This window comes from Gramella sp. KN1008 (genome assembly GCF_004332155.1).
Lineage (GTDB): Bacteria > Bacteroidota > Bacteroidia > Flavobacteriales > Flavobacteriaceae > Christiangramia.
The window spans coordinates 80,147-99,570 of sequence record NZ_SJDV01000006.1 but is presented as its reverse complement, the minus strand read 5'-3'; the positions used below and the strand labels follow the sequence as shown (position 1 = coordinate 99,570).

General features: G+C 41.1%; 23 protein-coding genes. 12 read left to right on the top strand and 11 right to left on the bottom strand.

Features of this window, described 5'->3' with window-relative positions; translation table 11 throughout:
• The first annotated feature begins 99 nt into the window (after positions 1–99).
• The 4 genes from EZJ28_RS12100 (at position 100) to EZJ28_RS12085 (ending at position 3,917) form a co-directional block, all read left to right on the top strand.
• Complete coding sequence (locus EZJ28_RS12100; protein WP_131398201.1) at positions 100–852, top strand: SDR family NAD(P)-dependent oxidoreductase; 753 nt, start codon at positions 100–102, stop codon at positions 850–852.
• 27 nt (positions 853–879) lie between these two features.
• A complete protein-coding gene (locus EZJ28_RS12095; protein ID WP_131398199.1) occupies positions 880–2,016 on the top strand; it encodes an ATP-binding protein in 1,137 nt (378 codons plus the stop codon).
• Between the two features lies 1 nt (position 2,017).
• A complete protein-coding gene (locus tag EZJ28_RS12090) occupies positions 2,018–2,746 on the top strand; it encodes a metallophosphoesterase family protein (RefSeq protein ID WP_131398197.1) in 729 nt (242 codons plus the stop codon).
• A gap of 166 nt (positions 2,747–2,912) precedes the next feature.
• Entirely contained in the window at positions 2,913–3,917 is a 1,005-nt protein-coding gene (locus EZJ28_RS12085) for an acyl-ACP desaturase (protein ID WP_131398195.1), read from the top strand.
• A 67-nt stretch (positions 3,918–3,984) separates the two neighbouring features.
• Here the strand turns inward: EZJ28_RS12085 and EZJ28_RS12080 are convergent, their stop codons facing one another.
• Positions 3,985–5,538, bottom strand: coding sequence for an aldehyde dehydrogenase family protein (locus EZJ28_RS12080; RefSeq protein WP_131398193.1), 1,554 nt, complete (start codon positions 5,536–5,538; stop codon positions 3,985–3,987).
• Between the two features lie 60 nt (positions 5,539–5,598).
• Complete coding sequence (locus tag EZJ28_RS12075; RefSeq protein WP_131398191.1) at positions 5,599–6,141, bottom strand: 3-hydroxyanthranilate 3,4-dioxygenase; 543 nt, start codon at positions 6,139–6,141, stop codon at positions 5,599–5,601.
• Positions 6,142–6,283: 142 nt separating this feature from the next.
• Between EZJ28_RS12075 and EZJ28_RS12070 the strand changes: the two genes are divergently transcribed.
• The 3 genes from EZJ28_RS12070 to trxA all read left to right on the top strand — a co-directional run bounded on the left by EZJ28_RS12070 (position 6,284) and on the right by trxA (position 8,534).
• Positions 6,284–7,345 carry an isoaspartyl peptidase/L-asparaginase family protein gene (locus EZJ28_RS12070; RefSeq protein ID WP_131398189.1) on the top strand — a complete coding sequence of 354 codons (1,062 nt, stop codon included), beginning with the start codon at positions 6,284–6,286 and terminating at the stop codon, positions 7,343–7,345.
• On the top strand, positions 7,326–8,171 hold the full coding sequence (locus tag EZJ28_RS12065) for a phosphatase PAP2 family protein (protein WP_242670114.1): 846 nt from the start codon (positions 7,326–7,328) through the stop codon (positions 8,169–8,171). Before EZJ28_RS12070 ends, EZJ28_RS12065 begins: the two co-directional genes overlap by 20 nt.
• A 63-nt stretch (positions 8,172–8,234) precedes the next feature.
• Positions 8,235–8,534, top strand: a complete 300-nt coding sequence (gene trxA, locus EZJ28_RS12060; protein ID WP_131398188.1) for a thioredoxin — start codon at positions 8,235–8,237, stop codon at positions 8,532–8,534.
• Here trxA and EZJ28_RS12055 read toward each other — a convergent pair.
• From EZJ28_RS12055 to EZJ28_RS12040, 4 genes are read right to left on the bottom strand one after another with little or no spacing between them, the layout of a single operon-like run.
• Entirely contained in the window at positions 8,531–9,460 is a 930-nt protein-coding gene (locus EZJ28_RS12055; RefSeq protein ID WP_131398186.1) for a DUF5996 family protein, read from the bottom strand. The genes trxA and EZJ28_RS12055 overlap by 4 nt on opposite strands.
• A 2-nt stretch (positions 9,461–9,462) precedes the next feature.
• Positions 9,463–9,963, bottom strand: a complete 501-nt coding sequence (locus EZJ28_RS12050; RefSeq protein ID WP_131398184.1) for a YciI family protein — start codon at positions 9,961–9,963, stop codon at positions 9,463–9,465.
• Positions 9,960–10,433, bottom strand: a complete 474-nt coding sequence (locus EZJ28_RS12045; protein ID WP_131398182.1) for a CYTH domain-containing protein — start codon at positions 10,431–10,433, stop codon at positions 9,960–9,962. The genes EZJ28_RS12050 and EZJ28_RS12045 overlap by 4 nt, the downstream gene beginning before the upstream one ends.
• The gene (locus EZJ28_RS12040) at positions 10,430–11,110 is read right to left on the bottom strand and encodes a nucleoside-diphosphate sugar epimerase (RefSeq protein WP_131398180.1); all 681 of its coding nucleotides are present in this window, start codon (positions 11,108–11,110) and stop codon (positions 10,430–10,432) included. Before EZJ28_RS12040 ends, EZJ28_RS12045 begins: the two co-directional genes overlap by 4 nt.
• A 165-nt stretch (positions 11,111–11,275) precedes the next feature.
• On the opposite strand from EZJ28_RS12040, the gene dinB reads away from it, so the two are divergent.
• Together dinB and EZJ28_RS12030 are read left to right on the top strand one after the other, a co-directional pair.
• A complete protein-coding gene (gene dinB / locus EZJ28_RS12035; protein WP_131398178.1) occupies positions 11,276–12,367 on the top strand; it encodes a DNA polymerase IV in 1,092 nt (363 codons plus the stop codon).
• 102 nt (positions 12,368–12,469) lie between these two features.
• Positions 12,470–12,883 carry a lipocalin family protein gene (locus tag EZJ28_RS12030; protein WP_165499073.1) on the top strand — a complete coding sequence of 138 codons (414 nt, stop codon included), beginning with the start codon at positions 12,470–12,472 and terminating at the stop codon, positions 12,881–12,883.
• Between the two features lie 59 nt (positions 12,884–12,942).
• Here EZJ28_RS12030 and pyk read toward each other — a convergent pair whose 3' ends face one another.
• From pyk to EZJ28_RS12005, 5 genes are all read right to left on the bottom strand, one after another.
• The gene (pyk, locus tag EZJ28_RS12025) at positions 12,943–14,373 is read right to left on the bottom strand and encodes a pyruvate kinase (protein ID WP_131398174.1); all 1,431 of its coding nucleotides are present in this window, start codon (positions 14,371–14,373) and stop codon (positions 12,943–12,945) included.
• Positions 14,373–14,858, bottom strand: coding sequence for an IPExxxVDY family protein (locus EZJ28_RS12020; protein ID WP_131398172.1), 486 nt, complete (start codon positions 14,856–14,858; stop codon positions 14,373–14,375). The genes pyk and EZJ28_RS12020 overlap by 1 nt, the downstream gene beginning before the upstream one ends.
• 115 nt (positions 14,859–14,973) lie before the next feature.
• Entirely contained in the window at positions 14,974–15,705 is a 732-nt protein-coding gene (rnc, locus tag EZJ28_RS12015) for a ribonuclease III (protein WP_131398170.1), read from the bottom strand.
• Positions 15,706–15,708: 3 nt separating this feature from the next.
• Entirely contained in the window at positions 15,709–16,962 is a 1,254-nt protein-coding gene (fabF, locus tag EZJ28_RS12010) for a beta-ketoacyl-ACP synthase II (RefSeq protein ID WP_131398168.1), read from the bottom strand.
• 16 nt (positions 16,963–16,978) lie between these two features.
• Positions 16,979–17,215 carry an acyl carrier protein gene (locus EZJ28_RS12005; RefSeq protein ID WP_013069791.1) on the bottom strand — a complete coding sequence of 79 codons (237 nt, stop codon included), beginning with the start codon at positions 17,213–17,215 and terminating at the stop codon, positions 16,979–16,981.
• A 147-nt stretch (positions 17,216–17,362) separates the two neighbouring features.
• On the opposite strand from EZJ28_RS12005, the gene EZJ28_RS12000 reads away from it, so the two are divergent.
• The 3 genes from EZJ28_RS12000 (at position 17,363) to EZJ28_RS11990 (ending at position 19,419) form a co-directional block, all read left to right on the top strand.
• On the top strand, positions 17,363–17,959 hold the full coding sequence (locus EZJ28_RS12000; protein ID WP_131398166.1) for a phosphoribosylglycinamide formyltransferase: 597 nt from the start codon (positions 17,363–17,365) through the stop codon (positions 17,957–17,959).
• Positions 17,959–18,423, top strand: a complete 465-nt coding sequence (gene rnhA / locus EZJ28_RS11995; RefSeq protein ID WP_131398164.1) for a ribonuclease HI — start codon at positions 17,959–17,961, stop codon at positions 18,421–18,423. Before EZJ28_RS12000 ends, rnhA begins: the two co-directional genes overlap by 1 nt.
• A gap of 72 nt (positions 18,424–18,495) precedes the next feature.
• The gene (locus tag EZJ28_RS11990; RefSeq protein WP_131398162.1) at positions 18,496–19,419 is read left to right on the top strand and encodes a PfkB family carbohydrate kinase; all 924 of its coding nucleotides are present in this window, start codon (positions 18,496–18,498) and stop codon (positions 19,417–19,419) included.
• The last annotated feature ends 5 nt before the right edge of the window (positions 19,420–19,424 follow it).

The following is a 19,424-nucleotide window of genomic DNA, read 5'->3' as shown; positions in this document are numbered from 1 at the left end:
GGATTATTTAACGAAATTTAACGGAGCTTAACCATGCTTTAATAGAAAGCGGGAATTAGGTAAGCAATACTTTATTAACTTAGAAAGAAAATAAAAACCATGAGAACTGCCCTGATAACCGGCGCCACCAGTGGGATTGGAAGAGCTGTGGCCATAAGATTCGCCAAAGAAAACTTCAGACTCATCCTTTGCGGCCGGAGAAAAGACCGCCTGGAAGACCTGCAAAGAAAGCTAAGTGTGGAAACTGAGGTACACTTCCTCAATTTTGATGTGAGGAACAGAGACGATGTTTTCCACAGTATAGAGCAGCTTCCCACTGAATTTAGGGATATAGATATACTTATTAATAATGCAGGAAATGCTCATGGTCTGGATCCTATTCAGAAGGGAAACATGGATGACTGGGATGCCATGCTGGATATTAATGTAAAAGGCCTGCTTTATATGAGCAAAGCCGTTATACCGGGTATGCTGAAAAGACAGGCTGGCCACATCATAAATATAGGCTCCACCGCCGGAAAGGAAGTCTACCCGAATGGGAATGTATACTGCGCAAGCAAACATGCTGTAGATGCCATAAACCAGGGAATGAGAATAGACCTTAACGGAAACGGAATAAGGGTGGGAGCAATAAACCCGGGCCTCACACAAACCGAATTCAGCGCTGTACGGTTTAAAGGCGATCATGAAAAGGCCGAAAAGGTTTACCAGGGTTTTAAAGCTCTACAAGCCGAAGATATTGCAGATATTATTCATTTTGTTGTTACCCGTCCTTATCATGTGAATATCGCAGATCTCACAGTCATGCCAACAGCCCAGGCAACGAGTACGATTGTAGATAAAAAAGCTTAGAGCTTTTCAGCTTCAGACTATATAATCATGATCAACAAACGCCTTCTTATAAAAAATCTGCTTGCTCATAATGATGAGAACAGCTTTTACGACAAAAAGCGACAGCTCAATATTGGCGAAAAAGAAGGAAAGGCTAAGTTCCTAAAGCATATATGCGCACTCTCCAATTCCAATCCCGAGAATAACTCGTATATAGTTATAGGGGTAGAAGATGAAGACAGCAGCATTGTGGGAATCGACTTTTTTGATGACAGTAAGATCCAGAACCTGATAAATGCTTATCTCACCAATCCCCCTATCATCTCTTATGAGAATATTCCTTTCCCCCATCTCCCCGATCAATTAGTGGTTGGCTTGGTTACCATCAGGCCCAATCATGGGAAGATATGTTCGTTCCGTAAGAATATCTGGAAATATTATGGCGGTTCGGTCTTTTTAAGGGATGGAAGCATTAGCATGCCCAAGGTCTTCGACATTGAAATAAAGGATGTAAACTCCGCCCTGGTGGCATCTATTGAGAACCACTCCCACAACAATATTGAGTATACCCTTGACGGAGTCTTCGACTTTATGAAAAAAAGAAAGGATTACAATCCAACTTACAAGGTCTTTAAAGAATATTTCGTGGTATGCTGGGCCGGCAAGGAGAAAAAGATAAGGAATGAAAGCTATTATTCCCGGGTAGATATCGAACTCATCAACGAGCAGGTAAAATTGTTCTACTCAGATCTTGATGAAATAAGCATCAGCGTAGACAAGGATTTCTTCAAGATCATAGAGTATGTGCATCTGGGATTACACGATCAGTTCAAATATTATCCGCTGGAAGAGGTAATTATAAGTTTCAGGGATAATGGCAGCTATGATATAGATAGCAAATTACTTTTTGAACCACCCAAGTTCGACAAAAAAACACTTTATCATATTTATAATACTAATAAGGCACTTATTGAGAAATTGAAAAAAGGCTATGAATTGAATCCCGGTGAGAAAAAGGATCTGAAAAACCTACCCTCCACTTACTTATTATGTTATTTGAACAATTTTAAAGAAGCTTTAACCAAACTGGAAGAAGCCAAACCTTATCTTAAGGCCCACAATTCTGATGCATATCATTCCTATAAGGAAAGTATGCGAATTTTAAGAAAGGTGAAATACAACTAATATGTCCAGAAAATTAGTAATTGGCGATTTACATGGAGGCCTCAAAGCACTGATCCAGTTGTTGGAACGCGTAGATCTCACTCCAGATGACACACTCATCTTCCTGGGTGATTATGTTGACGGATGGAGCGATTCGGCCAATACGGTAACCTATCTTATAAACCTTGCAAGGCAGAACTCCTGCATTTTTATCCGTGGGAATCATGATGATCTTGCTCATAAATGGCTGGAAAACGGAGATATGAACCAGAAATGGCTTGAACACGGCGGGCAGTCCAGTATTGATGCTTATAGAAATTTCACAAAAGAAGAAAAAGAAGAACATATTAGCTTTTTCAAAGATATGTTCAACTTTTATAAAGATGAGGAGGAGCGGTTATTTGTACACGCCGGATTTACAAACCTTCATGGCCCGGATTACGAATATCATGAAACGGGCTTTTACTGGGATCGTACACTATGGGAAATGGTCTTATCTATGGATGAGAAAATTCAACCCGGCGATTTGTATTATCCCCGAAGGTTAGAACATTTTACTGAGATCTATATAGGTCATACGCCCGTTACCAGAATAGGAATGACCCATCCCTATAACAAGGCAAATATCTGGAACGTGGATACCGGCGCTGCATTTAAGGGACCTATTTCTGCTGTAGATGTGGATACCAAGGAGGTTTTTCAAAGTGATCCCGTGCATACATTCTACCCTGATGAGAAGGGACGGAATTAAGCTTTTTTTATTACAGGTTATTAAATCATATTTATATATTTGGAAATTGATCTGTTATCAACCTGAAGGTTAATAGACTTTTGCGGTTTTTAAAAACAGCATGTTTATTGCAGTATAGAATTAAAGTTAAGCTGTTTAACAAAAACAGTTAAAAAAATACATTAATATGGCTCTGGACAACATTCGATTAGAAGTAATGCAAACCGTTGAAAAATCTGTGGAAGGTTTTATTGAAAAATACCTTATTCCGGTTGAAGACATCTGGCAACCTACAGATTTGCTTCCTAATCTACAGGAAGAAGAAGGTTTTGAAGAAGTACACCAGATAAGAGAAGAGGCCAAGGAGCTTGGATATGATTTCTGGGTAGTACTTGTAGCCGATATGGTGACTGAAGAAGCCCTGCCTACCTATGAATCCTGGCTAATGGATATGGAAGGAGTAGAACAACACGGCAAACAAAGAGGAGAGCAAAATGCCTGGGCTAAATGGGTGCGCCACTGGACCGGTGAAGAGAACCGTCACGGTGATACGCTTAATAAGTATCTATATCTTTCCGGAAGGGTGAACATGAAAGAAATTGAGAAAACCACCCAGTATCTTATCAATGACGGTTTTGATATAGGCACAGGAAGGGATCCTTACCGAAACTTTGTTTACACCAGTTTCCAGGAGCTGGCTACCAATATATCCCATAAACGTGTGGGACAGTTGGCCAAGAAAAAGGGAAATAAGATGCTAGGGAAGATGTGCAACATAATTGCCGGTGATGAAATGAGGCACTATATGGCCTACAGGGATTTCGTCAAGACCATATTTGAGCATGACCCAAGTGAAATGATGCTGGCCTTCCATGATATGATGAAGAAAAAGATCGTGATGCCGGCACAATTCATTAGAGAATCAGGCCAGGGAATCGCCGAGGCTTTTGAAAATTTCTCCAATGCGGCACAGCGATTAGGCGTATATACTACCCTGGATTATATTGATATCCTTAAAAAACTTAATGGTTACTGGGAAATAGATAAAATGAGGTCTCTAACAGATGAAGCCGAAAAGGCAAGAGATTACCTGATGGCTCTTCCAGACAGAATGACCAGAATTGCAGAAAGAATTTCTATTCCTCAGGATCCTCACCGATTCAAATGGGTGGAACCTAACGGAATGGTTTAAGAATTTCTTATATATACAATAAAACCCGCTTTAGAAGCGGGTTTTTCTATTACACTTAAAAACTAAACTACAGATCAAATTTGATTCCCTGCGCCAGTGGCAGCTCTGTGGTATAATTGATCGTATTAGTTTGTCTTCTCATATATATCTTCCAGGCATCAGAACCTGATTCCCTTCCTCCACCGGTTTCCTTTTCACCTCCAAAGGCTCCGCCAATCTCGGCTCCCGATGTTCCAATATTCACATTGGCGATTCCGCAATCTGAACCTTCTGCTGAAAGGAATCTTTCAGCCTCTCTCAGATTATTGGTCATAATTGCTGAAGAAAGCCCCTGCTTAACACCATTCTGAATTTCAATCGCATTACTTATATCACCTGAATACTTCATTATATAAAGCACCGGTGCGAAAGTTTCGTGCTGCACGATCTCAAAATGATTTTCAGCTTCAGCGATCGCCGGTTTTACGTAGCATCCGCTTTCATAACCTTCCCCTTCAAGAACGCCTCCTTCTACCAGTATCTTTCCGCCTTCTTCAACTACTTTATCAAGTGCTGCCTGGTAATTCTTCACAGCATCCTTATCGATCAGCGGTCCAACGTGGTTATTTTCATCTAACGGATTTCCTATCCTGATCTGCTTATACGCATTCACGATCGCATCTTTTACCTTGTCATAAACATCCTCATGTATGATAAGCCTCCTTGTTGAAGTACAACGCTGACCACAGGTACCCACGGCTCCAAACACAGCTCCTATTACCGTATTCTTGATATTGGCATCCGGAGTAACGATTATCGCGTTGTTTCCTCCCAGTTCAAGAAGAGATTTCCCAAGACGGGCAGCTACAGCCTGGGCTACTATTTTTCCCATTCTTATAGACCCTGTAGCAGAAATCAAAGGAACACGCTCATCTTTGGTCATCATTTCACCTACTCTGTAATCACCGGTGATTAGTGATGATATTCCTGCGGGAACATTATTCTCGGCAAATACCCTTGCAGCGATATTCTGACAGGCCACCGAAGTAAGCGGAGTCTTTTCTGAACCTTTCCAGATACAGGCATCTCCACAAACCCATGCAAGAGCCGTATTCCAGGACCATACCGCTACTGGAAAATTGAAGGCCGAAATGATTCCAACAACTCCAAGTGGATGGTATTGTTCGTACATTCGATGCCCGGGACGTTCACTATGCATAGTAAGTCCATGAAGCTGTCTTGATAGTCCTACTGCGAAATCACAGATATCTATCATTTCCTGAACTTCTCCAAGGCCTTCCTGGTAAGATTTTCCCATCTCATAGGAAACCAGTTTGCCAAGTGGTTCTTTTAACCTGCGAAGTTCATCGTTGAACTGACGAACCACTTCACCTCTTTGAGGAGCCGGCCAGGTTCTCCACTCTTTAAAGCCTTTTTCGGCGGTAGTGATAACCTTTTCGTAATCTTCTTTAGTAGTTGCCTTTACTTTACCTATCAGTGCTCCGTCAACGGGAGAATAAGATTCTATAATGTCACCGTTGCTAAACCAGTCCTCTCCGGTAGAGGTTCCATTATTAATATCATTTAAACCTAAATCTTTCAGGGCTTGTTTAATCCCGAATTCTTCAGCAATTTTGCTCATTAAATTGTGTTTTTATCGATTAATTTGTGTAGTTGTTGCGAAAATAATAAAAATAAACCGCTATTCCGCAACGCCTGTGAAGCGCTCGTCTACCGCCATCACCTCCCCGCATTTATCGCAGGTTCTGAGATCTTTATTGCTATAGAAATCTCTGAAGTGATTTAAGAAATCCGTTTCAATATCCCGAAGCGGAAAGTATACTTCGTGTAGTTTATTATTGCAGTTATCACAATACCAGATCAGGCCGTCCTTGCCTTCCTCATTAAGCCGTTTTCTTTCTACAACCAGACCAATGGAACCATCGTGTCTAACCGGAGAATGAGGAATTTTTGCGGGATGCAGATACATGTCCCCGGGTCCCAGTTTCATAGTTTTCTTTTCTCCGTCTTCCTGAATATGCACCTCTATATTTCCTTCAAGTTGATAGAACAATTCTTCTGTTTCGTTATAATGATAATCTTTACGCGCATTTGGCCCGGCTACTATCATCACTATATAATCTCCTGATTCCCTGTATAGATTGCGATTTCCCACCGGTGGCTTTAAGCTTTCACGGTTCTGTTCTATCCATTTATTCAAATTGAAAGGTCCTTCGACTGCCATAATCAATATTATATTTTACTTAAAATTACTCAATATGCTGCAGACGGGCTTCAAATCCCCTGAATAAATTTCTGCCTTTGTAATATTAGTCACAATGAAGTTTAACGATTTTGACTAACTTTCGCCTTAAACCAGATCTTTTATGAAAAAATTACTCTTCCTTTTTAGTCTCACCCTATTTATTTCCTGTAACCAGAACAGCTCCAAAACTTCAGAAGAAAACATTTCGAAATCACAAAAAGCTACTGAAAATGACAGCCAGCCCAATTTTGGAATTGTTATACATGGAGGCGCGGGAACCATTTTAAAAGAGAACATGAGTGACTCTTTGGAACAGGCATATAAGGCAAAACTCGAGGAAGCCATAAGAACCGGACATGAAATTCTTGCGAACGGAGGCACGGCCCTTGAAGCCGTTCAAAGAACTATCAATGTGATGGAAGACAGTCCGCTTTTTAATTCTGCGAGGGGAGCAGTATTTACTAATAAAGGAAAGAACGAACTGGATGCATCCATAATGGACGGTTCCACTCTTAATGCTGGGGCCGTGGCCGGAGTTACAAATGTTAAGAATCCTATCAACCTCGCTTACGAGGTGATGGTAAATTCAGATCATGTGCTGCTTTCTGGAAAAGGAGCCGAACAGTTTGCAGAAGAGCAGGGGCTCGAAATCGTAGATCCAGAATATTTCTATACTGAAAGAAGATTTAAAGCCATGGAACGTGCCCGGGATAGAGATAAAACAGAGAACAGGACAGCATTTTACGATCCCCTCACGAAGGATGAAAAATTTGGAACTGTTGGCTGTGCAGCACTTGATAAGAACGGAAACCTTGCTGCCGGTACCTCAACCGGAGGAATGTCTAACAAGAAATATAACCGCATCGGAGATTCACCTATAATTGGAGCGGGAACATATGCCAATAACATAACATGTGCTGTTTCCAGTACAGGCTGGGGAGAGTATTTTATACGTGGAGTGGTAGCATATGATATTTCTGCTCTTATGGAGTACAAAGGACTTAGCCTTCAGGAAGCTGCCCATGAAGTGATCCAGAACAAATTACCTGAACTTGGCGGAGATGGAGGAATCATTGCTATTGATCATAAAGGAAATGTATCTATGGAATTCAACACCGCAGGGATGTACCGTGCTAGTATGAATAAAAATGGCGAACTGAACATTGGTATTTACAGCGAATAGGTTTATAGCGGCATTTATTATTCTCCTCTTTGGCCTTGGAGTATCGGCGCAGGAAAAAAGCAAGGATTCACTTCCCTCTACCTGGCAGCTACTGAAATATGACGGGGCCAGTGCACTGGGAGGGCTTACAGAGACTTATACTCAGCCCCTGAAATGGCAAAAAGATGATTTTATCACTGCTGGGGCAATAGTAGCAGGGACTGCTGTTCTGTATATTTTTGATGATGAGGCCAATGAATGGTTTAGAAATCAGGAGGATGATATTCCTATGTTCATACACGATTTTGGATGGTATTATGGAAGCCCGCAAAACAATTATGCGATAAACGGAGCTGTCTATCTGTATGGCCTCTTTACAAAAAATGAGAAGGTAAGGAGGACCGGGGTGCTGATGATATCTGCTGCGACCACAGCCGGCATTATTCAGTCAATTTCCAAAACCGCAGTTGGCAGGGCAAGGCCCAAAGAAGGATTGGGAAAAGGAGATTTCAAACCCTTTAGCGGTGAGCCTAATTATCATTCTTTCCCTTCAGGTCACACCATTCTTTCTTTCACCACGGCTTATGCTCTTTCAAAACAGTTCCAAAATCCTTTCGTAAAAGCGGGAATCCTTGGCGTGGGACTCATCGCCCCCGCTTCGAGATTATGGGAAGGAGCGCACTGGCTTACAGATGTGGGACTAAGTATGGCGATAAGCGTACTTGTAGTGGATTCAATAGACAATTATCTTACCCGTGAAAGAAATTACGGGCCAGAAAAAGAAAAAGGAATAAGCTGGAAGATGAATGTTGGACTTGGAAGGATAGGTATAACCGGCACTTTTTAACTTTCTTCTATAAGTAAGTTAGTCCTTAATTCGATAAATTTAATCTCCTAAAGACATATTTTTATGAAGAGTAATTTCAGTGATATCATAAACAGTGAGACTCCTGTTCTAATCGATTTTCATGCCGACTGGTGTGGACCCTGTAAAATGCTTGCCCCCATACTTAAGGAGGTGAAAGAAGAACTGGGAGATAAGGTTAAGATCGTAAAAATAGATGTAGATAAGAACCAACCCTTAGCCGCCAAATACCAGGTACGGGGCGTACCAACCATGATGCTTTTCAAGAATGGCGAACAATTGTGGCGCCAATCCGGTGTTCTACAAAAAGAAGAAATAAAGAATAAGATAATGTCTTTCAATTAGAGTTCACTTAGCGGTGGAACCCTAAGTGCCTCAACATCCCATCCGGCACGTCTTGCTCCTGCCTGATAAGCAGATTCCAGAAATTCTAGTAATACTTTCCGGGGATTATCTTCTTCCTTTAAATCGGCATAGGTGAGTATTGCCATAGGTGTTCCATTATTTATGATCCATTTTGCTTTGGGAGGTTCCAGTTCTTCCCTGGCAAGATCTTCAGGAGAGGGATAGGTATAGGAATAAAATGCCGGTTCCTGAATATTATCGTCTCCTGCCCAGAAACCAAAACTTATACATTCATGACTGTAGGCTTCCCTGTCTGAGAGCCTTGCTTCATCCGGCATCGGAGGTGCCTTTCTTCCGGAAAACCGAGTAACGGCCAGGTCCATTGAATGCCAGTATAAATGAACAGGACAGGTTTTACCATAAAACCTTCCGCTAAATTCCTTAAAAACCGAATCTATCCACAAAAACACGTGCCAGTAATTGGTGGCATAGATCGCATCGTAATGACGAATTTCTTCTATCTCATCAAACCTCTTATCAATATTCAGATCGAATGGTTTAGGATGGATACTAACATCTATCCCCAGCTCCTTTAGAAACTCCATAACGCGTTCGTAAAACTGGGCTACACTCAGGTCATGTTCCAGTTGAAAGGAACGGGCCTCGCCATTACTTTTAAAAATAATGAACTCATGGTCAAGAATATCGATAGACATTGTAAAAGACGCATACCCATTGTCTATATAGATAGGTCCGGTAGTAAAGCCTTTCTCATTTACGTATAAAGTGATATTCCACCAGTGGTTCCTTCTCGGAGTTAAAGCCATTCTTATCTTTCCAATGATCTGGAAAAAGAGATGCAGGCTGAGCTTTTTATTCTCATTGCCAACATACTTCAGATCTGGTAAGATTTTATCAGGTATCATTTTTAATTCAGTTTTCCTCCTTTTGCAACCCACCATGGGTGAACTTCTACTTCCAGCCTTCCAGCTTTCACCATCGGGTCCAGTCTGGCCAGACTATCAGCCTCTTTTTGGGTCGCGGTATTAAAGACCACGATTCCACGTAAATCGCCGTCATCCCCCATGGGACCTGTAAGACTAGTATAACCATCCTGGTAAAGCCGGGAGAGATGAGCCAGATGTTTCTTTTGAAGTTCTGCGGCCTCGGTAGAATCCTGACTGCGCTTTGGTCCGGCTTTTAAAAATACGATGTAATACTGTTGCATTAAATAGGTAGTATCCCCATCTTTATAACTAAAAGTTTGATAACCGTCCTTTTTTAGCCGGGATTCCAGTTTTAAAATATCGGTTTGAGCAAGGCTATCTTTCTTTTCCTGCTTTTCATCATTACTGGCAGAACCTCCTTGAGGCGCTTCCATACAACCAGCTAAAAAGCCAATTAGAGCAATAATCAATATTCTTTTCATCCGTTCCAGTTTTTATATGGATTCTCTATTAATTTCGAATTATAATAATCCAAATCCCCGGTAACTTCTTTCCCCAACCATCCGGGTTTTTTAAATTCCTCATCTTCTTCTGCCAGCTCTATTTCAGCTATGACCAGACCCTCATTGGCACCCATAAACTCATCAATTTCATAGGTGTGATCTCCTATTTCAACGTGGTATCTGTATTTTTCGATCTTTCCCGGTTCACAGATCTTTAAAAGTTCTTTTGCGTCGGATATGGGAATTTCCTTTTCCCATTCAAATCGAGACAATCCGTCCTCAGAAGACTTCCCTTTAATGGTGATGAAGGCTTCGTCATCATTTATTCTTATTCTGATAGTTCTTTCAGGATGGGTATTCAAATAAGCCTGCACTATTAACTTCTTCTTATCGGCCTGTGTCTTGAATTCATCAGACTTTACAAGGAACTTACGTTCTATTTCGGTCATTTTTGATTTTTATAGGTTCTGGCAATTCTTTTGATCTCATCAGATTCAATCGTACCACTCGAATATTTACTATTCGCAAGGTAAATCATGGCATTAGCAATGGCCTCAGGATGTATGCTTCTGTATTTTTTTAATTTTCCAATAAGTAAATGATCCCCCAGGTTCATAACCTTTTTCCAGACATACTCCAGGGGACGGCTCTCTTCCCTTTCGCCGCCGATTAAAGATGGCCTCAGGATATAGGTATTTTCTATACGGTGCTCCATTACCGCCCCTTCCATCTCGCCTTTGGTTCGGTTATAAAAGAACCTGCTATTGGCATTGGCTCCCATAGCCGAAATCACTTGAAAAGTACGTATTCCATTCAATTTTGAAAGGCGCGCTGCGGTAGCGGGAATTCCAAAATCCACCATTCTATATTCATCCTTATCTGTCGCCTTACTCTGAGTGGTTCCTATACAGCAAAAGACCTCATCCCCTGTAAATAAAGCTCCTATTTTTTCAAGTTCGAACAGATTAATAAGAAACTCTTCTATTTTTGGATGTTTACTATTAACATGCCTGCGAGAAAAGACCTTTATCTTTTCATAACGCTCATCCTCGATCAGTTTATTTAAAAGTATTCCACCGGTGAGACCAGTAGCTCCCAGAATTATTGCTGTCTTTCGGTTATTCATCAATATTCTTTTAAAGTTTTACCAACGGGAGTAATCAATAATTCTGCTTAATTCCGCCGTGTTTTCCTTCTGGATTCATAAAACTTCCAGTTACAATCATTAGCATTTTAAATTTACAATTTTGCCGAAACAATTCTTTAAATCTTTTAAGCTTAAATTTGAAGTGTGGATCACATAAGGAAAATCATCCATATAGATATGGATGCATTCTATGCATCGGTTGAACAGCTGGATAATCCGGAGCTGCGAGGAAAAGCTGTTGCCGTGGGAGGGAGCTCCCAGAGAGGGGTTGTAAGCGCTGCCAGCTATGAAGCCCGAAAATATGGAGTACGAAGCGCCATGAGCAGTGTGATAGCCAAAAGAAATTGCCCCGACCTTATTTTCGTAAAACCCCGGTTTGAGCGTTACCGTGAGATCTCACAGAAGATTAGGGAAATATTCTTTGAATATACCGACCTGGTAGAGCCGCTCTCCCTCGATGAAGCCTACCTTGACGTAACCGAAAATAAAAAAGGGAATCCAAGCGCGACCTTAATCGCCAGGGAAATCAGGGAAAAGATAAAGGAGAAAACCGGCCTGAACGCTTCTGCCGGAATTTCAGTCAATAAGTTCATCGCGAAAGTAGCAAGCGATGTGAATAAGCCTAACGGACAAAAGACAGTGCCTCCCGAGGAGGTTATTCAGTTTCTGGAAGACCTTGATATCAGGAAATTTTATGGTGTAGGCAAAGTGACCGCGGAAAAGATGTACCGGCTTGGAATCTTCAGTGGAAAGGATCTCAAAGAAAAATCAGAAGAATATCTTACCGAGCATTTCGGAAAAAGCGGTGCCCATTTTTACAACGTGGTAAGAGGCATTCACCTTAGCGAGGTAAAACCACATCGCATCAGGAAATCTCTTGGCGCCGAAAGAACTTTCAATGAAAATATCTCATCAGAGATCTTCATGCTGGAAAAGCTTGAAAATATTGCCGAAGAAATTGAACGGCGCCTGAAAAAAAGTGAGGTAGCCGGCAAGACAGTTACCTTAAAAATAAAATACAGTGACTTTACGCTGCAAACCAGGAGTAAGACTATCAGTTATTATATCTCCAGTAAGGACCTAATCATGGAGATCGCAAGGGAATTGCTATACCAGGAAAAAATGAAAGATTCTGTACGACTGCTGGGAATTTCCCTATCAAACCTGAATACCGATAAGGAGGATTCCAAAGAAGAAAAGAAAGAGATTTCGGTACAACTAAAATTCAAATTCTAAACTTCAATGAAGTATCTTAAAACAATAATTTTCCTCTCGGCAACTTTAATATTCTGCTCATGCACTAAAAAGTCCAAACCTTTTAAATTGCCGGAAAACGCCATGAACCTAATTCACGGAGACAGTTCAAAAACCTGGAAAATAGCGAGACGTTATAACGATGATGTCCGTATGAATATGGGACCATGTTTCCTTTCTTACAGACAAACATTCAGAGCAGATAAAACAGTGGCCGATAATAACGAAGAGCGAATCGATTGCGGGCCCAGCCTTAAAGGAATCTATGAATTCAGGAAAGACTCCAAAGGCTATTCCTATGTGAAAATAAAAAGTCCGGATATCCCCAGTTTAATGAACATTGAAAAAGACTATAAGTACTTTAAGGTATTAAAACTCAACAAGGACACATTGACAATAAGCTTTAAACATAAACAATACGGCAATAATTATAGAACCATAACCGATGTACTCGTGCGGGAAGACCTTGATATTGGTGACCGGTATTTTCACCATTAAAAAACCGGAACCCATTTTAAAATGAAATTCCGGTTTGGTTATTACTGAATCTCTTCTTCTTATTTGATCTCCGAAACTCTTAGAGTATTTACCATTCCTTTAGCAGCAATAGGCATAGCTGCCAGATTAATTGTGAAATCCCCTACTTCAACGAATTTGAATCTTTGAGCCATCTCACTTATATCTTCTATGGTTTCATCTGTACTTACGAACTTATCATAATAGAAAGCTTTTACACCCCAAAGCAGACTCAACTGGTTAAGGATTCGTTTATTGGATGTGAATACCAGGATATGCGCCTCTGGCCTCCAGGCAGAGATCTGAAATGCCGTATACCCACTGTTGGTAAGGGTACAGATAGCTTTCGCTTTGATCTCGTTTGCCATATGGGCAGCATGGTAACAAATCGCTTTGGTGATATACCTCCTTGTTCTTATATGCGGCGGTTCATGGGGCACCTTAATAAGTGGTGAATTCTCAACACTTAATAATATCTGGGACATTTTTTGAATTACCTGAACCGGATACTGTCCAACAGAAGTTTCTCCACTCAGCATCACCGCATCGGCACCATCCATAACAGAGTTTGCCACATCGTTCACCTCTGCCCTTGTGGGTGTGAGACTGGTGATCATGGTTTCCATCATTTGGGTGGCGATAATTACCGGTATTCGCGCCTTCTTAGCGGTTAGTACAAGTTTTTTCTGAATAAGAGGCACCTCCTGTGCAGGAATTTCAACTCCCAGATCACCACGGGCTACCATCAGTCCGTCACAATAAGCAACGATCTTATCGATATTGGCAACTCCTTCCGGCTTTTCGATCTTCGCAATAATAGGAATCTTATACTCGCTGTGGTCTTTTATGAGATTTTGCAGCTGCATCAGATCTTCCGCGTGCCTTACAAAAGAAAGCGCGATCCAGTCTACCTGCATCTCACATGCAAACTTAGCGTCTTCAACATCTTTCTCTGTTAGTGCCGGCAGGGAGATATTCGTGTTAGGAAGGTTAACCCCTTTTTTAGATTTTAAAGGACCCCCTTGAATTACCTCGGTCTTGACTTCGTCCTTCTTATTGGTGCTAATTACTTCAAAAATGAGTTTCCCGTCATCAAGTAAGATCCTTTCACCAGCCTTTACATCCTGAGGAAAGGAATCGTAATTCATATAGACGCGTTTCGCAGTTCCCTTGAATTCCTCTCCGGTAGCAAAGACAATCTGGTCTCCCTCGTTAACCACCACTTCCTCTTTCATCACTCCCACCCGGAGCTTGGGTCCCTGAAGATCTGCTAGAATAGCAGCATTGAAGCCATGATCTTCATTCAGCTCCCGTATCATTCTTACACGCTCTTTCACGTCATCGTAATTAGCATGAGAAAAATTTATCCGGAAAACATTTACACCTTCCTGCAGCATTCTTTTTAAAACATCCTTACTACTGGTTGCAGGGCCCAGCGTTGCGACTATTTTAGTTTTCTTTGTGGTAGGCATTATTCGAAAATTAGATTTTGTTTGGATTTTAAATTATTCACATCAACCTCATATACAGCCTGAACTCCCGGGATCTGACCAATTGCTGAAAGCATCTGAGTAAATTCTTTTCGCTGAATCTCTTCATTCACCTTAAGGAAAAAATCTACTTTTTTATGCTCAGGAATTAAATACACTTCCTGTGAATTCCACTCCTGTTCGTCAAAAAGCGACCCCGAATTCTGGACTTTCATCGGTGCGCCCTTAAATTTATTCGCTACCAGGTCCAGATAATAGTAGGTATTTGGGTCTTTATATGAATATAAAGCATATTCCGCATGGAAATCGCCATGATTAAAATCGATATCCCTTCGTTCTCTTACGAGTTTGACTCCGAGATACTTATTAACAGAAAATGCCATTTTATATCCTTCAAGAGAAGAATAAATAGCAATTAGATAGAAAGGCTCATCCTCAACTTCCAGCAGCATTTTATGCGATTGCATAAACATTTACTTTAAGGCTAAAGATACTATATGATTGATAAAATGAAGATAAAGCAAGCTTAAAATTCATAATTTTTTACGAAAACGTTATAGTTTACGTTAAATCGTCAAAAAATCACTCTATTTTATTTTGCAGAGCATAATAAGCCCGCTTCGAAGCTTTCTCTTCAGCTTTCTTCTTGGAGGTTGCACGGGCCTTGGCAATAACCCTGTCGTTTATCCGGAGTTTTACCGCGAAATGTTTCAGCTCATCATTACCTGTATCTTCATACACCTCATAATCAAATTCCTTTTTTTCTTTCTGACACCATTCAATAACCAGGCTTTTGTAGCTGATCACTTTTCCTTCCAGTTGCTCAATATCCACATAAGGATCTATAACCCTGTCATAAATGAATTGTTTGCAGTATTTATAGCCCCTATCCAGATAAATTGCACCAACCAGTGCCTCAAATAGGTTCCCATGTATATTCACTCCAAACTGATCTTTGGGAATATTGGTCTGAACATGTTCTATAAGCTTAAGATCCTTCCCCAGTTCATTAAGGTGTTTACGACTTACTACTTTTGACCTCATTTTGGTAAGGTAGCCTTCATTACCACCAGGAACTGCCTTAAACAGGTGTGAGGCGACCACAGCACTCAGCATGGCATCACCCAGAAATTCAAGTCTTTCAAAGTTGATCGCATTCCCCTCATCATCTTTTCTGTTAAGGGATCTATGGGTAAAAGCCCGTTTATAATGGGCAAGATTCTTTGGTTTAAAACCAAGGATAGAGGTAAGCATATTAAAAAAATTCCCGCCCTTGGAAGAGCGGGAATTTAATATGTTACGAATAACGCTCATGGCTTATTCGTCTAATTTTTTGAACAACACACACGCATTGTGTCCTCCAAACCCAAAGGTATTACTCATAACCACATTCACATCTCTCTTCTGAGCCTTATTAAGTGTAAGGTTCAGTTCCGGATCGATGTTCTCATCTACATGTTCGTGATTAATTGTAGGAGGTACAATTCCATATTTCATGGAAAGGATAGCCGCAATTGCTTCAACCGCACCGGCTGCTCCCAAAAGATGGCCCGTCATAGACTTAGTGGAATTGATATTAAGATTCTTTGCATGCTCACCAAAAACTTTAGTAATTGCCTTAAGTTCGGCAACGTCTCCAAGAGGAGTGGAAGTCCCGTGAGTATTAATAGCATCAACATCTTCCGGCTTTAAGCCGGCATTCCTCAGGCAGTTTTTCATAACTGCCACAACTCCATCCCCTTCAGGGTGTGGAGCGGTCATATGATAAGCGTCTGAACTAAGACCTCCGCCCATTACCTCCGCATAGATCTTTGCCCCCCTGGCCTTGGCATGCTCATATTCTTCCAATATAAGCGCACCTCCACCTTCTCCGAGTACAAAACCATCGCGGGTAGCGTCAAAAGGTCTGGAAGCCGTTTCAGGGCTGTCGTTCCTGGTGGAAAGGGCATGCATTGCATTAAAACCGCCCATTCCCGCCTGGGTAACAGCTGCTTCTGAACCTCCGGAAACTATAATATCGCTATGTCCCAATCGAATATTGTTGAGCGCGTCTATCATAGCATTTGCCGAGGAAGCACAAGCTGAAACAGTTGTGTAATTTGCTCCCATGAATCCATGACGAATCGAGATATTACCAGGGGCAATATCAGCAATCATCTTGGGAATAAAGAAAGGATTAAACCTTGGCGAACCATCTCCCTGTGCAAAGTTGATCACCTCATCCTGGAAAGTCTCCAGTCCTCCGATCCCTGCACCCCAAATAACGCCTACGCGATATTTGTCTACAGTGTCCAGATCTATTCCGGAATCTTTGATGGCTTCGTCTGCAGATACGATTGCATACTGAGCAAATCTATCAAGCCTCCTCACTTCCTTGCGATCAAAGAAGTCCAGAGGATCAAAGTTTTTGAGTTCGCAAGCGAATTTAGTCTTGAACTTTTCGGTATCAAAATAAGTGATAGGCGCACTACCACTTTTTCCAGTTACCAGTCCATCCCAATATTCCTCAAGATTATTACCAATTGGGGTTAAGGCACCAAGGCCCGTAACTACAACTCGCTTTAACTCCATATAGGTGTGTTGATTTTTATTTTTTAGCGTCTTCGATGTATGAAATTGCCTGACCTACAGTGGCGATATTCTCTGCCTGATCGTCTGGAATCTGAATGTCGAATTCCTTCTCGAATTCCATGATCAACTCCACTGTGTCTAGTGAATCAGCACCCAAGTCGTTGGTGAAGCTGGCTTCGTTTACAACTTCGTTCTCGTCAACACCTAATTTGTCAACGATTATAGCTTTTACTCTTGATGCAATGTCTGACATAATTTTTTATTTTAATTTTGATTAGGTGGCAAAAATAAAAAACTTTATTTTAAAACCGATTTTTACTCTAAAAATGTGACGGTAATTTACATAAAATTCATTTAAACCGATTAATTTTACATCCTAATAAATGTTAACACCCTTATTTTGAGTGACGCTCCGAAAAAAACTACCAAAAAGATAGTAATCTTCGCTTCAGGGTCGGGCACCAATGCCGAAAACATCATTAAATACTTTCAGAATTCCGAAAATACAGAGGTTCTTGCGGTTTTGTCCAATCGTAGGTCAGCTGGCGCTTTAAGGAAAGCCTATGATCTAAATATCACCCCGCTTTTATTTGATAAGGAAGCTCTTTATTACTCCCATGAAGTACTGAATATTTTAAAGGATATGAATCCCGATCTTATCGTGCTCGCCGGTTTCCTGTGGCTTATGCCTACCAGTATCCTGGAGGAATTCCCCAATAAAGTTATAAATATACACCCCGCCCTCCTACCAAAATACGGAGGGAAAGGTATGTACGGTTCCAGGGTTCATGAATCTGTATTAGAAAATCGGGAAAAGGAAAGTGGCATAACTATTCATCATGTAAACCCGAAATATGATGAAGGACAGATCATTTTTCAGGAAAAAGTGCCTGTAGAAGAAAATGACACCCCTGAAAGTCTGGCCAGTAAAATACATGAACTGGAATACAAACACTTCCCGGAAGTAATTCAGCAACTTTTAGAAAAAAAAGAATAGTGCACACAGATCAGGTACACATTTATACCGATGGCGCCGCAAGAGGCAATCCCGGGCCCGGTGGCTATGGTATTGTAATGGAATGGGTAGGAAAGCCTTATAAAAAGGAATTCTCTTCCGGTTATAAGCTTACCACCAATAATCGCATGGAACTTTTAGCGGTTATTGAAGGACTTCGAAAACTCAAAAAACCAGGACTTTATGTAAGGGTTTTTACGGACTCAAAGTATGTTGCAGATGCAGTTACAAAAGGCTGGGTATTTGGATGGGAAAAAAAGGGATTTGTTAATCGGAAGAATACAGATCTATGGATAGCTTTTTTAAAAGAGTACCGGAAGCATAATGTGAAGTTCCAATGGATTAAGGGGCATAACGACCACCCTCAAAACGAAAGATGTGACGCATTGGCCGTGATCGCATCAAAAGCAAAGAAGCTGCAAACAGACACTGGATACAAAGGCTAAAAACAGTATAAATATTAAGGTTTATTCCTTAAAAACAAACTGTATATTTGCATCGTCATTTTAAACAGCGTTATGAGTAAATTACTTATTGTAGGAACCGTTGCGTTCGATGCGATTGAAACTCCATTTGGAAAAACCGATAAGATACTGGGTGGCGCCGCTACTTATATAGGTCTTTCAGCCTCTCACTTCAATATAGACAGTGCAGTGGTCTCGGTTGTAGGCGACGATTTCCCAACAAAATACCTTGACTTACTAAAGAATAATAATATCAATATTGAAGGTGTTGAAATAGTTGAAGGTGGAAAAACCTTTTTCTGGAGTGGAAGATACCATAACGATCTTAACACCCGTGACACGCTGGACACTCAGTTAAATGTGCTGGCAGATTTTAATCCAGTAGTTCCTGAAAGTTATAAGGATGCCCAATTCGTAATGCTGGGCAATCTGCACCCACTCGTACAGTTAAGTGTGCTCGAACAGGTGAACGATCCGAAGCTTGTAGTACTGGATACTATGAATTTCTGGATGGACAATTCCCTGGAAGATCTTAAGAAGGTCATCTCGAAGGTGGACGTGATAACTATTAATGATGAGGAGGCCAGACAACTTTCGGGAGAGCATTCCCTAGTGAAAGCCGCCAGAAAGATTGAAGAAATGGGCCCTAAATATGTAGTGATCAAAAAAGGTGAGCATGGAGCGCTCCTGTTTCAGGAAGACCAGGTTTTCTTTGCTCCCGCCCTTCCATTAGAAGAAGTTTTTGACCCTACAGGAGCAGGAGATACTTTTGCCGGGGGATTCATAGGTTACCTGGCCAGAACAGGAGATATTTCGTTTGAAAACATGAAAAGTGCCATTATTTATGGTTCGAATCTTGCTTCATTTTGTGTGGAAAAATTTGGAACCGAAAGAATGCAGGATTTATCAGCTCCCCAGGTTGACGAGCGGCTTTTAGCTTTTAAGAAATTAACGCAGTTCGAAACTCAGCTGCATTAGAATAA